This is a genomic window from Nostoc sp. C057, from assembly GCF_013393925.1.
Lineage (GTDB): Bacteria > Cyanobacteriota > Cyanobacteriia > Cyanobacteriales > Nostocaceae > Nostoc > Nostoc muscorum_A.
In genome coordinates this window covers 3,518,590-3,532,025 of sequence record NZ_CP040281.1, presented here as the reverse complement: position 1 = coordinate 3,532,025, position 13,436 = coordinate 3,518,590, and the positions used below count along the sequence as shown (strand labels likewise).

The following is a 13,436-nucleotide window of genomic DNA, read 5'->3' as shown; positions in this document are numbered from 1 at the left end:
TGCGGTGGAAACAGACTTGTACTGAGCATCTCGACTTCGCTCGATGGAACCGTAGTCGAAGTACAGCTTCTCTACGGGACGCTACGCGAACGCGGAAGCAAGCTACGCTATATTGAATGTGAGTGTCCCTTGGAGACTCATGTTAATTTATGTAAACTACGCATAGTTTGATCCCAAATGCAATAGTCAGGGAAAAACACCCTGATAGCATTTGTCAGAAGTTAGTGTGTTTAAGTTGAAGCGATCGCTTCGAGATGACCATTTGGGATACTAGGCTACCAGAGCTACTAGCTGTAGGGTAACTAAATCTACAGCGATACAGAGCAACGATGGTTCATAGTACAGGAGTATAGAACATAGTTATAGTAACGATGGCATAAACTTTTTCAACATAGATACACGACACTAGTTATAATTTCCTATAAGTTGAAAAAACTCTTAAGATTTAGCGTAATAAATACGCTTCTCTCAGACCGACTAGCTGACAACCACATTAGGAGGACTATCTATGGCGCTTGTACCACTGCGGCTGCTGTTGGATCACGCAGCTGAAAACGGTTACGGCATCCCAGCTTTCAACGTTAACAATTTGGAGCAGATTCAGGCAATCCTGAAGGCTGCTGTAGAGACAGATAGCCCCGTAATTTTACAAGCTTCACGCGGCGCTCGTAATTATGCTGGCGAAAACTTCCTCCGCCACCTGATTTTGGCAGCGGTAGAAACCTATCCTCACATTCCCATTGTCATGCACCAAGATCATGGGAATGCTCCTGCTACCTGCTACTCAGCAATTAAGAACAACTTCACCAGCGTGATGATGGATGGTTCTTTAGAAGCTGATGCTAAAACTCCTGCTAGCTTCGAGTACAACGTCAATGTTACCCGCGAAGTTGTAAATGTAGCTCATGCTTTGGGTGTCAGCGTTGAAGGTGAACTCGGTTGTTTGGGTTCTCTAGAAACTGGTGCTGGTGAAGCTGAAGATGGTCACGGGTTTGAAGGTACACTCGACCACTCACAACTGCTAACCGACCCCGATGAAGCTGTTGACTTCGTTGAAGCAACCCAAGTAGATGCATTGGCTGTTGCCATTGGCACAAGCCACGGTGCTTACAAGTTTACCCGCAAGCCGACTGGTGAAATTTTGGCCATCAGCCGCATTGAAGAAATTCACCGCCGTCTGCCTAACACCCACTTGGTAATGCACGGTTCATCCTCTGTACCTGAAGATTTACTTGCACTGATTAACCAGTATGGTGGTGCAATTCCTGAAACCTACGGTGTACCTGTAGAAGAAATCCAAAAAGGTATTAAGAGTGGTGTACGTAAAGTAAACATCGACACCGACAACCGTTTGGCAATCACTGCTGCTGTACGTGAAGCTTTGGCTAAAAAGCCAGAGGAGTTTGACCCCCGTCACTTCCTCAAGCCTTCTATTACATACATGCAAAAAGTTTGTGCTGAACGCTATCAACAATTTGGCACAGCTGGCAATGCAAGTAAGATTAAGCAAATTTCTTTGGAAGATTTTGCTGCTAAGTATGCTAAAGGTGAACTCAATGTTGTTACCAAAGCTGCTGCTAAAGTTTAATTCTGACAACCAATAAATAGGTGCATAGTAGTGCTATGCTCCTAAAAAATTGAAGATTTTAATTATTGACATAAACCGGGTATTTACCCGGTTTTTTATTTTGTAGCAGTTCTCTATTGCATGGAATACAGCTTAGTGGTGCAGAAAAGTCCTGAAGGCTTGATATATGGGGAATTTTACTAAGACAAGGGTGACAGAGAGGGGGAAGACATGGGATGCTCAAGTTTCCACACAAAAACTACTCCATGTCAGTCCCCCATCTTTATCGTCAACTGCAAGTTCAACTAAGTCAATGGATTTGTCCCCAAGATCAACGACATCTGCAAGTCTTTTGTGAGAATGTCGCCGCCATTTTGCAAGCTCAAAGCGCCTGTCTGAGCCACTGGTTGCCCTATCTGAGTCATAGGGAGTGCAAAGCTCGCAGCCACATGGAGCGCTTAAACTACTTTGTCCATAATCCCAAAATCACTGCCGAAACCTTCTATTTTCCTATGTTGCAGCAGTTCTTGAACTCCTGGGAGGGCATGGCGATGACACTAACACTTGATACCAGTATGTTATGGGATCAATATTGCTTAATTGAGATCTGTTTAGTTTGGGGTGGACGCTCTATTCCACTTGGTCAAACGGTATTGGAGCATGGCAGTGCCACCGTGGGCTTTGAGGACTACTGCCCCGTGTTAGAAACGACGTTAAGGCTGCTGCCTACAGAATGTCATGTGACGTTGTTAGCGGATCGAGGATTTGAACATGGTGCGTTGATCCGGTGGTTACGGGAGCATCAATGGTCGTGGTCTATTCGGGCGAAATCGGACTTGAACATTACCCTCTCCAATGGTCAAACGGCTGCGGTTGCAAACTTGCTTCCCCAAGAGGGCGAAGCTTATCTGTTTCGAAAAGTCAAAGTTTTGCAGGACATTGAGTGTCATCTCGCCACCGCTCATTTAGCTCTGGCAAGTGAGGCTTGGGCTGTCCTCTCCGATGTGCCGCCGTCCTTGCAGACTTTTGAGGTTTATGGTCAGCGATTTGGCGGCATTGAGCCACATTTTAAGGATTATAAGTCCGCCGCTTTTGAACTCATCCGCTCCCACTTGCGCGACCCTCAAGCGCTGAATTGTTTGTTGATGTTGCTAGCGCCTGCCACCTTAATTGCTATTGCTGTTGCGGTGGTGGTGGTCGGTGAAGGTCGGCGCAAAATGCTGGATTGGCACAGCCAGAGGGGATTGAGTTTCTTACAATTAGGATTACGCGAAATTGAACGGTTGTGTTATCAACGCCTCCCAATTCCTCTATTAGCTACCTTACCTCGGAAGAGTCCCCCATCTGCCACTGCTTCACTTAAAAAACGAACGCAGATAGAGCAACAAATTGAGTTCTCCCGTGTCACTGTGTTCTCAACTTGAGACTTCGGAAAGTTTTCTGCACCACTAAGGGAATACAGACCTAACCCCCAGCCCCTTCCCTTGCAGGGAAGGGGAGCAAAATTCAAAGCCTCTCTCCTTTTAGGAGAGAGGTCAAAGTATATTGCTTCCATTCGAGAAGCCCTATATTCATTCATAAGGGCGGTATTGCTCTCCGTGTCCCCAGTCCCTAAAACACCCGATGTTGCAAAGAAGGCATTTGACGACGGACTTGTTCTAACCTAGTTGGCTTGATTTCTGCGATCGCAATTCCCGGTTTTTCCCCAGCATCGGCTAAAATTACACCCCAAGGGTCGATAATAACGGCGTGGCCGTGGGTTAGACGGCGACCGTAGTTATTCCCCGTTTGGGCAGGAGCAATGACGTAGGCGGTATTTTCGATGGCTCTGGCTTGTAGTAGTACTTGCCAGTGATCTTTGCCAGTAAAGGCAGTAAAGGCGGCGGGAATAAAGATAACATCGGCTCCCTTCTCTGCCAAATGACGATACAGTTCAGGGAACCGGACATCATAACAAATAGAAAGTCCTAGATTACCGAGTTTTTCTGAAAAATGGACGGGGGGTAATTGCGTACCAGCCACAACAGTGCTGGATTCCCGATAGGTGTTGCCGTCGGGAACATCAACATCGAATAGGTGTACTTTGTAGTAGCGGGAAAGTTCTTGACCGCTTGGGTCGATAAGTAGAGTGGTGTTATAAACTTTGCCTGTATTGTCTACAGGAAGTGGAAAGCTGCCGCCCAAGATCGTAATTTGAAAGCGTTGAGCCATTTTTTTGAGAAATTTTTCACTTTCAAGAGCGATCGCATCGCCTTGCGCGAGTTTATCTTTTTCTTCGCCCATATAGGAAAAGTTTTCTGGCAAGCCAACCAATTCAGCGCCTTGACGCACGGCAAGCTCTATTAATTCTTCTGCCTGAGCCAAATTTTTGTGTAGATCGGGCACACTTGTCAATTGAATAGCGGCGGCTAAATAAGACTTCATAGATTCAACAACGAACAGTTGATTTATGGAAGATAGATTATCAAAATATATCGCTACTTCAACATATATGGAACTTAATTAGAAATACTTCAGCCAAGATTTTCTTTAACAGACTTATTTTATTGCTGATTTTAATCTTCCTCTAGGTTCTGGCAAACTGAGTAAGATTGGCATTAATTTATGATCGAACCCTGATATAAAGTTACCTGCTGTGGATATTTCTATTCTCGTTCAAACATTTATCGCTGTGTTTGTCCTAGCAGATGCTGTGGGCAACATACCAATTGTTTTAGTTTTGACCAAGGGCATGATGCCAGACCAAAGAAACAAAGTTATAGATAAAGCAATTATCGTTGCGATCGCAGTTCTTTTGCTATTTGCTTTTGCTGGGCAAGTAATTTTAAATTATTTGGAAATTAGTATCGGCTCTTTGCGAGTAGCAGGAGGTATATTGTTGCTGTTAATTGCTTTGCAAATGCTGCGGGGAGAATTAGATCAGCCAATTATTGAAGAAGGACGCGATGTCGCAATTACTCCACTAGCTTTACCACTGTTAGCGGGGCCGGGAACTTTGACAACGGTGATGTTACTGATGTCGAAATCACAAAGTCCACATATTGCTGTGGCGGTGGGTATCTTAGGGGCGATGTTTATCACTTGGTTGATTTTGCGTTTAGCAAATCTGATTGACCAGTGGATTGGTGCAGAAGGTGGAGTTATTGTAACTCAGGGCGAACGCACGGGATTTCTGAAACCCTTGCTGGGCAAGGATCTTGATGAAAAAATAGGCTAAATTAAAAAACGCCAAAACCCTTGCTATTAAAGGATTCTTATACTTTAGATGCGTTTGCCCTGTATTGTAACTCAGCTTTTGGGCTTTCTGTTGGCGGCGCTAGCAGTGGAAATTGGTAGTACAGGAATTAGAGAATTATTTTTGAGCTAGAAAACTCTTAAAAATATTCTTAGATTGTATACAAATGTAAACAAGTTTGAAAAACGAGAAATTCGCGCCTCTCAAACTTGTTTGTAAAAATTAACCTAAAGCTACAAAAACATTGATAACTCAAAGGGACTTTGTTACCAATTGAGTTTCAAAGATACTTTTCTAGAGTGGAAGCTAATGTACTTTTAGGTACAGCACCTACCACCATATCTACTTTTTGTCCATCTTTAAAAATCATTAATGTAGGAATACTGCGGATGCCGTACTGACTAGCAACTTGAGGATTTTCATCCGTGTTGACTTTGACGACCTTGATTTGACCTTTGTACTGTTCGGAGATTTCATCGACAACAGGAGCTACCATACGGCATGGTCCGCACCAGGGTGCCCAAAAGTCAACTAAAACGGGTACATCGCTGTCGAGTACTTCTTGCTTGAAACTAGAATCGGTAACTTGTGCGGCTGTTGACATGCCTAAAACCTTCGCCAATAATATCTGAACTTGGTGAAAATTCTACCATAGCAAAAACATCAGCTTGGGAGTCTAAGGATGTACATTTGCAAAGAAGCTCTCGAATTTATTTACAAACATAAGGAACCGCCCGAACAGTAGTCCGGGCGGAGTGTGGTGTGAGGAGTGAACGGAAACATTTGTCTCCGCTATCTCTATTGTAGGCGACATATCGAATTTTTCCAGCAATTGTTTAGGGGGCTGGAAAAATTTATTGAAGAATTGGGATTAGGTGACAGGTGACAGGTGACAGAGAATAATCTGTACCCTATATGTACCCTGTACCCTATAACCTGTACCCTTCACTTACCCATACCTAATTGTTGAGCTTTTTGGTAAACTTTACCCTCGGTTAATAGAGAAGGCGCAATCACAACTTCCACTTGCTGCATTTCTTTAATATTTTTGGCTCCTAAAGTGCCCATGCTCGTCTTTAAGGCTCCTAAAAGGTTGTGAGTGCCATCATCTAGTCCGGCTGGGCCAATGAGTATTTGCTCTAGGCTACCAGTGGTGGCAACGCGAATGCGGGTGCCACGAGGCAAAACTGGGCTGGGAGTTGCCATACCCCAATGATAACCCCGTCCTGGGGCTTCTGCGGCTCTGGCAAAGGGTGAACCAATCATCACACCATCAGCACCGCAGGCGATGCATTTACAAATGTCGCCACCGGTGATTAAACCGCCATCAGCGATAATGGGAATATAGTTGCCAGTTTCCTTGTAGTAATCATCTCGTGCTGCTGCACAATCTGCGATCGCAGTTGCCTGTGGCACACCCACACCCAATACCCCACGGGATGTACAAGCAGCACCAGGACCAATTCCCACTAGTACGGCAGCCGCCCCAGCTTTCAATAAATTCAACGTCACATCGTAAGTCACGCAATTCCCTAACACCACAGGGATGGGCATAGAACGGCAAAATTCTGCTAAATCAAGTGGTATTATAGACTCTGGTGACAGATGTGCAGTAGAGACTACTGTAGCTTGAACAAAAAATAAATCGGCCCCAGCTTTTGCTACCGCCTCACCGTATTTACTTGCACCGGCTGGAGTTGCGCTTACCGCCGCAATGCCACCTTGTTCTTTAATTTCCTGAATACGTTTTTCAATTAATTCCGGCTTTATTGGTTCGGCATAGAGTTCTTGCATCAGGGCAACAAATTCATCTTTCCCTACAGAGGCAATCCGATCTAATATTGGCTCTGGGTCAACATAGCGAGTGTGAATCCCCTCTAAATTGAGGACACCTAATGCTCCCAACTGTGACAAACGTACAGCCATGCGAACATCTACTACACCATCCATAGCACTGGCAATTATCGGAATTTCTCGCTCAATATTGCCAATACGCCACTTAGTATCTGCCAAACTGGGATCTAGTGTTCTGTTACCAGGAACTAGAGCAATTTCATCTATTCCGTAAGCTCTGCGAGCTGTTTTTCCCCGCCCAAGTTGAATTTCCACGCTTTAACTTTTATTCAAATCTGTTTAAGCTAGGGTATCAAATTGTGAGATAAGTTGGGGCGTTTTTTTCCCTGAGCTACACAGATAAATTCCATTTACGCAAGTTACCACTCAAAACTTTGATGGACGCAAAGTATTAACTAAGCAACCAAATGAGCAAAAACAGTTAATTGGTTTTTCTATTGTGTTGTTTGAGGGTTAATGTTGCGCTAGTTTTGCGATCGCTGTGGTTTCATGTGTCTATTATTACTTAGTTATTATCACGATTATTGGTATTAATGCTCTTAATTTACCTATCTTGAGTTACATCAAGATGATGCAAATTATCACTGATGATTTACCGTTTATTTTTAGCTGCATCCACACCAGTGTAACCAGTTGCTATCCAAAGTATGGCTCTGGCTCCATCGCGGATAGATTTTTCGATAGATTCAGGGGGTTTTTCTGAAGGGACTGGCACTGGTTTTAAATAAATACCTCGACTACCCAAAATAATTTCGCCGATGACACAAGCCCGGCGCATGTGGAAGTCTGAAGTAATCAAATAAACGCTCTTGATACCACGAGCTTGCAAATCATCTACCAACGTAGTAAAATTAGTAACTGTATCTACGGCTTCATAATCCAGGTGTAAACGCTTGGGATCAACACCAGCTTTGGTAAAGACTCGTTGGGTGAATCTAGGTGGACTACCTCCAGTAATCCAAATTGGTATATTTGGATGCTGGCGAACAAATTCGGCCGTAAACTTCTCTCGCTCTAAACGTCTCGTTGAACCACCCAACACTACAACTGCTTGCGGCTGTACAAATTGGTTTTGTACTTCTTTGTATCCCCACCAGATAATTAGTGGTAAGACAAAAGCCATAAAACGAAAAGATTTACCTGTAAAGAGTAGCTTATTCAAGGCTCGATAACTTTTTTTACTAAGTCAAAAATTTCCTCTAGCTAGAAGAAAAACAATAGTTGATAGTAGAGTAGCAAACTCCTCAATAATCTGCCCAAAAATATAAATTTGGGTGACTTTCGTGTTACAGCGCGATTAAGCGGGTTTGAAGTTTTTCCTTTAATTGATGGATTATCCTAACCTGTATGGGAAAATTCATCAAAGGGTTCTAGCACCTTGTAGAAGAACCCCATTTAGGTTATCTGGAAAATCTCTTTCCTTTAAGGAGATACTTTGAAATTTCCCCCTTCCCGTGTCGGAAAGGGAGTTAGTTTTTTCGTGGGTTTTCCAGATGACCCTAAATTTCCCGTCTCTACAAACTGTATTTAATATAGTTGGCATCTATCCTACTCGCTAGTTGCTGCTTCTAGCCAGATTTCCACATCATCCGCTAGCAACTTCTGTGCAGCATCTAGCATTGATGTTGCTATGTCTTTGAGGTCTTCGCGGTTGTTCAAGTAAGTTTTCAAGGCTTCCATTGGGTCGATGCTGCTACTTGCGCTCAATTCAGGAATGCGGGGTCTGGCTAGTTGACTTACTAATTCTGCTTGAATGGTGTAGGTATGAGCCGGACTTAAAGCAGTATGTAGAGAGGAACTGTCAATTAAATCCATCTGTTCGGAGCGGAGTTTGTAAATTAGCCGTACTACAGCATCTTGAATATCATACTTAGCGATCGCTTTCATTAACACTGCTTGCGGCTCATCTGCTTTCGAGATATCCACCTCAATGGTGCGGAAAGTCCGAACTGTTAAGGGGCAAAATTCCCATTCAGCGCTCCCCCGCTCAAGTTCCAGCATTACATAGCCTTTGTCTTCTTTTTCTTCACTAAAATCAACCCGCTCAATACTTCCCGGATAAATCACCGGCGGGTTGTTGGATTTATTGAGGTTCTGGTGGCGGTGGACGTGTCCCAACGCTACATAATCAAAACAAGGTCGCGTTAGCAAAGATAAGGGTAGAGTAAAGCCTTTACCTACTGCCAAAAAGCGTTCTGCCCCCAAGCTAGCATTGTCAGCCATCAAATGAGCTAAAAGCACTGTTGGCACATCGGGGTCAAGACGGCGAATTTCCCCTTCCATAACAACTCGCAGACGTTCCGTTAACAGTTCGTTGACTTCCGCCAAAGACGAACCTTCAGTCTCTTGGCGAGTCATCAGGGTAGAACGAGTCAACCAAGGGAGAGTAATTACTTGCACTTTGCCATTGCGGGTTTCGATGCAGTGAGTAGTTAATGTATCACCAACAACAAACCCTGGCACTCCCAAAGTGCGGTAAATATTTAAACTCGCTCCTCCCTGTCCTTGGGAATGTTGGTCGTGGTTGCCTACCAACAATACTGTTGGAATATTGGCATCCATAAGACGGCGAAATTGGCTGGCAAAAGCTTGTTGTACATAAGGCGGGGGTGTAGCATCCGGGAAAGCATCGCCACCAAATATCACCATATCAACAGCATCTGTCAGCGCTCGGTCAATACATATAGATAAGGTATTGACAAAATCCTCCAATCGTGTGTTTAATCCAGTCGCAGGATTAATTCGTCCGTGGGAGAAGCCGCTTCCCATGTGGATGTCGGAAAGATGGAGGATTTTAATCATATTTGTCTTTCGTCCTTAGTCATTTATCCTTTGTCTAATACTAATGACAAATGACAAATGACCAATGACTAATAACTAAATATGAATTCCACATTCTGTTTTATCACTTCCCCGCCAACGGCCGGCACGTTCGTCTTCACCTTCGCCTACTTTGGTAGTGATAGGTTGGTCGCCGATGCTGGGATAACCTTTGTCATGGAGTGGGTTGTAGATGACTCCGTGTTCAGCCACGTAAACCCAGCTATCTTGGCGTGTCCAGGTAGCAATGGGATTTACTTTCAGCCGACCTTTACCATCAAATTCAAATATGGGCATATTCGCACGGGTTACTGCTTGGTCACGACGGCGACCGGTAATCCAAGCGACGCTGTTGAGTTCGTCTAGACCCCGTAATAGTGGTTCAATTTTTGTAATGTGGTGGAATTTAGCAATATCCGTATCCCAAAGTTTGTCGCCGTATTTGGCTTCAAAGGCTTCACGGGTTTCTACATCTGGAGTTTTGAAAGTTTGCAAGTCCAGGTTGTAAATTTCTTTAGCTTTGGCAACTAATTCTAGGCTTTCAGGAAAGTGGTGCAAGGTGTCGAGAAAGATTACAGGAACGGGATGCTTCAGTTCACTGTAAAGAATATGGGTAATTATCATGTCATCCACGTTAAAGGCGCTGGTTTGCACCAATCCCGTTGGGATATTTTCTATAGACCATGCCAGTATCTCTTTAGGAGTGGCAGTTTCAAATTGCTGATTTAATTTTTCTAAGTCGAAAGCGATCGCTTGGTTTCTAGATGCAGTAGAGACTGTCATGATAATCTTCTATTCAAATATTTTTACCTTGATTAAGATTTATTTTACCCCACAAAGGCGCATATTCCGCTCGGAGTTCAGGTATTTATTCTGTTCGGAAATTACTACATTTTTGAACTGGAGAATAAGAAGTGGGGGAGACTAGAAGACTAACCCCTCATAAGTAAAAACCGATACTTAAATTTGTAAATGATTTTTTTGTTAAGAAAGTTTACGGCAATTTAAGTTTTACAGCGCTTTTATAGATATTTATACTGATTTTGATATGGTTAAGGAACTATTAAAAAAGGATTTTTACTTAAATGAACGATTCAAAATTCAGCAATCCATTAGGCCAATCAATAATCATGGGCGCTTTAATGATGTTAACCAGTGTTGGCGTTATTACAATAATGAACTTTTTCTAAGATTGAAATTTCTAATTTTAGCAATAAGACTTCACATAGTCCTGCTCAAAACTGAGTGGGATTTTTATTTTTTATCTAAATTTATCAGTGTATATTAATTTTTTTTCTGTGATTTTCGGCTCAGAAGGATTTTTAAGCCGTGTTTTTACATAGTTTTACATGAGAGAGCTTAAAATTGGTATCCGTCTAATGACTGATTGGTGCTTTCGCTCCGGCACCGCCTTTACCCAAGAATAGTAATAGGGGTAATGAGCAAAGGAACCCGATCCCTACCACTCGAAAGCAATCTGCGTAAGATAAAACAGCAGCTTGAGTATTTACTGTTTGACTTAATAAAGCTAGTGCTTGTTGTTGTGCTGTTGCCGCATCCATGCCTTGGCTTTGAAGTGCCCCATTGAGCAAATCTAGACGTTGATTGGTTTCTGGGTCATAAGGGCTAAGTTTTGCTAACAAGATAGCTCGATGAAAAGTTTGTCTTCGGTCAAGCAGAGTGGTAAGTAGGGCAATGCCGATACTGCCACCTAGTTGTCGAGTCAGGTTATAGAAACCAGACCCAGCAGAAACATCTTGTTTGGGTAGCGGGCCTAAAACTGCCAAACTCAAAGGCAGAAACATCAACACAGTAAAAGCCCCACGCCATACCAATGGCCAAAATAAATCATCTGTGCCAGTTTGTGGGGTAATTGCTGCTAGTTGAAACATAACTCCAGATGATCCGACAGCGCCCATTGCAATTAAAAATCGGGCATCAATTTTACTGGACAGCTTGCCTAATAGAACCATAACGATCGCAGAGGCTAAAGCACCAGGCGCTAACAATAGTCCTGTCTGCGTTGCCGTAAAGTGCAGTACACTCTGAGCAAATATCGGCACAGCAAAGAGTGTGCCATAAAGCCCCATACCCACCACTGCTGAGAGAACGCTTCCCGCAGCTAAAGAACGGTGACGCAAAACTCTCAAATCAACGGCAGGATGCGCTATTTTCAACTCGTACCAAATAAATAGCCCTAATCCGATAATACTGGCGATCGCTAAGGTGGTGATAAAACCGGAGGAAAACCAGTCTTCTTTCTCTCCTTCTTCTAACAAAGTTTGCAGACAGCCGATCGCAATAATCAAAAACCCAATGCCGAACCAATCGACGGATTGGCTTTGTGTCTCGCTTTTGTCTTTGTCTTTGGGCAAAAACATGAAGGACATCGCCACTGCAACGATCCCGAAGGGAATATTAACAAAGAAAATCCACCGCCAGCCCAAACCATCTACCAAGAATCCTCCTAAAGTCGGGCCGATAGCTGGGCCAGCAATTACACCTACTCCAAAAACTGCCTGTGCTAAACCCTGTTCGGCAGGTGGAAAAGTCTCAAACAAAATTGCTTGGGCTTTAGCTAGTAACCCGCCACCACATAAACCTTGAAGAATTCGGGAAAGAACCAGCATCGGTAAATTGAATGCCAACCCGCATAAAACCGAGGCAATGGTAAAGCCAATCAACGAAAAGATAAAATAGGTTTTGCGTCCAAAGTAATCTCCCAGCCATGCAGATAAGGGAATTAAGACGACATTTGCGATCGCATATCCAGTTACTACCCAACCTACCTCACTGACAGTTGCACCCAAACTAGCTTGCATATCCGTCAGAGCAACGTTAACAATACTAGTATCAATTACTTCTAAAATTGCACCAAGAGAAGCTGTTAAAGCGATCGCCCACTTCAATGGCCCGTGGACATAACCAAATTGATCAAAACTAGAACGTTTAATGTTGGTAGCCATTGTCAGAGCGATTCCCAAAGCAAAAATTAAATATCTTATATATACGCTACGGTAACGTATCATATAAAAATGGTCAAGGGAGACTTCAACGAAAAGCGGCAGAAATACTTATGCTAAAGATGGATAGTCACTTTTGCTGTTCTCGTGCATGAAAACTGGGTAAGCTAACGCGCCTACATATTGCAATATTTTCCGTGTAGACCGTCATTAGTCAAAAGTGTTTACCAAGGACAAAGGACAATTGACAAAGGACAACCTCACCAGTTGATGTGCAATCTTATTTGCGTAACAGGGTAGTAGGGCTTCTTCGTTTCCCAGATGGTACGTTCTATGCCCAAAGGTAGAAGCAAATTGCCAAGAAGATATTTCTTGGGGATGATATTTTTATGAGTAACCAAATCAACAGTCCTTCAGGACGACCACGTAGCATCCACGCTGACCAAGCGATTCTACAAGCGACCTTAGATTTGCTTGCAGAGGTAGGATATCAGAGCATGAGTATAGAAGCGATCGCTTCTCGTGCTGGAGTTGGCAAAACGACCATCTATCGGCGTTACACTTCCAAAGAAGAACTAGTTGCAGACGCGATAGAAAGTTTGAGAGATGATTTAGCGATCCCCGATACTAGCAGCTTTTGGGGAGATATGGATATTTTGATCAAGAATGCCGCCAAAAAGATAGATAGTCCCCTTGGTCGTCAGACACTCGCTTTGATAATTAGTACAGCGTCTAGCAATCCTCAGTTTGCAGAGGTTTACTGGACAAAATATACAAAACTTCGACGTGAAGCATTCTCTAAAGTACTTGAGCGTGCCCAGTCTAGAGGTGAAATACACAAGGATGCAGACGTAGATTTAATTATCGACCTAGTGAGCGGATCATTATATTATGCACTGATCTTTAAACCCACAACCGAGCCAGTAGAAGCATATATGCGCCGCACTATGAATCTTCTTATAAAGGGAGTAGGGGGCAGGGGGCAAGGGGGATAAGG

11 protein-coding genes are annotated in these 13,436 nt (G+C 43.5%); 4 read left to right on the top strand and 7 right to left on the bottom strand.

Annotated elements, in window-relative coordinates; all coding sequences use genetic code 11:
- Positions 1 to 508: 508 nt before the first annotated feature.
- Positions 509 to 1,588 (top strand): class II fructose-bisphosphate aldolase, encoded by a 1,080-nt coding sequence (gene fba, locus FD724_RS15240; RefSeq protein ID WP_100898838.1) that lies wholly within the window; start codon positions 509 to 511, stop codon positions 1,586 to 1,588.
- 245 nt (positions 1,589 to 1,833) lie between these two features.
- Positions 1,834 to 2,991, top strand: a complete 1,158-nt coding sequence (locus tag FD724_RS15235) for a transposase (protein WP_179075521.1) — start codon at positions 1,834 to 1,836, stop codon at positions 2,989 to 2,991.
- 187 nt (positions 2,992 to 3,178) lie between these two features.
- Here FD724_RS15235 and FD724_RS15230 read toward each other — a convergent pair whose 3' ends face one another.
- Complete coding sequence (locus tag FD724_RS15230) at positions 3,179 to 3,991, bottom strand: carbon-nitrogen hydrolase family protein (RefSeq protein WP_179073210.1); 813 nt, start codon at positions 3,989 to 3,991, stop codon at positions 3,179 to 3,181.
- Positions 3,992 to 4,202: 211 nt separating this feature from the next.
- On the opposite strand from FD724_RS15230, the gene FD724_RS15225 reads away from it, so the two are divergent.
- Positions 4,203 to 4,784: a MarC family protein gene (locus tag FD724_RS15225; protein WP_179073209.1), complete on the top strand. Its 582-nt coding sequence runs from the start codon at positions 4,203 to 4,205 to the stop codon at positions 4,782 to 4,784.
- A 298-nt stretch (positions 4,785 to 5,082) separates the two neighbouring features.
- Here FD724_RS15225 and trxA read toward each other — a convergent pair whose 3' ends face one another.
- From trxA to FD724_RS15195, 6 genes are all read right to left on the bottom strand, one after another.
- A complete protein-coding gene (trxA, locus tag FD724_RS15220; protein WP_012411836.1) occupies positions 5,083 to 5,406 on the bottom strand; it encodes a thioredoxin in 324 nt (107 codons plus the stop codon).
- A 341-nt stretch (positions 5,407 to 5,747) separates the two neighbouring features.
- Positions 5,748 to 6,911 carry a GuaB3 family IMP dehydrogenase-related protein gene (locus FD724_RS15215; RefSeq protein WP_179073208.1) on the bottom strand — a complete coding sequence of 388 codons (1,164 nt, stop codon included), beginning with the start codon at positions 6,909 to 6,911 and terminating at the stop codon, positions 5,748 to 5,750.
- A gap of 337 nt (positions 6,912 to 7,248) precedes the next feature.
- On the bottom strand, positions 7,249 to 7,779 hold the full coding sequence (locus FD724_RS15210) for a YdcF family protein (RefSeq protein WP_012411838.1): 531 nt from the start codon (positions 7,777 to 7,779) through the stop codon (positions 7,249 to 7,251).
- A 425-nt stretch (positions 7,780 to 8,204) separates the two neighbouring features.
- The gene (gene sbcD / locus FD724_RS15205) at positions 8,205 to 9,458 is read right to left on the bottom strand and encodes an exonuclease subunit SbcD (protein ID WP_179073207.1); all 1,254 of its coding nucleotides are present in this window, start codon (positions 9,456 to 9,458) and stop codon (positions 8,205 to 8,207) included.
- Between the two features lie 75 nt (positions 9,459 to 9,533).
- Positions 9,534 to 10,259, bottom strand: a complete 726-nt coding sequence (gene cysH, locus FD724_RS15200; protein WP_174708557.1) for a phosphoadenosine phosphosulfate reductase — start codon at positions 10,257 to 10,259, stop codon at positions 9,534 to 9,536.
- 593 nt (positions 10,260 to 10,852) lie between these two features.
- Positions 10,853 to 12,442, bottom strand: coding sequence for a DHA2 family efflux MFS transporter permease subunit (locus FD724_RS15195; RefSeq protein WP_179073206.1), 1,590 nt, complete (start codon positions 12,440 to 12,442; stop codon positions 10,853 to 10,855).
- 386 nt (positions 12,443 to 12,828) lie between these two features.
- On the opposite strand from FD724_RS15195, the gene FD724_RS15190 reads away from it, so the two are divergent.
- Entirely contained in the window at positions 12,829 to 13,434 is a 606-nt protein-coding gene (locus tag FD724_RS15190; RefSeq protein ID WP_179073205.1) for a TetR/AcrR family transcriptional regulator, read from the top strand.
- The last annotated feature ends 2 nt before the right edge of the window (positions 13,435 to 13,436 follow it).

What these genes read in the sequence shown, in the direction of transcription:
- fba (WP_100898838.1), top strand. Translation starts at nt 509, where the DNA reads ATGGCGCTTGTACCACTGCGGCTGCTGTTGGATCACGCAGCTGAAAAC.
- FD724_RS15235 (WP_179075521.1), top strand. Translation starts at nt 1,834, where the DNA reads ATGTCAGTCCCCCATCTTTATCGTCAACTGCAAGTTCAACTAAGTCAA.
- FD724_RS15230 (WP_179073210.1), bottom strand. Translation starts at nt 3,991, where the DNA reads ATGAAGTCTTATTTAGCCGCCGCTATTCAATTGACAAGTGTGCCCGAT.
- trxA (WP_012411836.1), bottom strand. Translation starts at nt 5,406, where the DNA reads ATGTCAACAGCCGCACAAGTTACCGATTCTAGTTTCAAGCAAGAAGTA.
- FD724_RS15210 (WP_012411838.1), bottom strand. Translation starts at nt 7,779, where the DNA reads ATGGCTTTTGTCTTACCACTAATTATCTGGTGGGGATACAAAGAAGTA.
- sbcD (WP_179073207.1), bottom strand. Translation starts at nt 9,458, where the DNA reads ATGATTAAAATCCTCCATCTTTCCGACATCCACATGGGAAGCGGCTTC.
- cysH (WP_174708557.1), bottom strand. Translation starts at nt 10,259, where the DNA reads ATGACAGTCTCTACTGCATCTAGAAACCAAGCGATCGCTTTCGACTTA.
- FD724_RS15195 (WP_179073206.1), bottom strand. Translation starts at nt 12,442, where the DNA reads ATGGCTACCAACATTAAACGTTCTAGTTTTGATCAATTTGGTTATGTC.
- FD724_RS15190 (WP_179073205.1), top strand. Translation starts at nt 12,829, where the DNA reads ATGAGTAACCAAATCAACAGTCCTTCAGGACGACCACGTAGCATCCAC.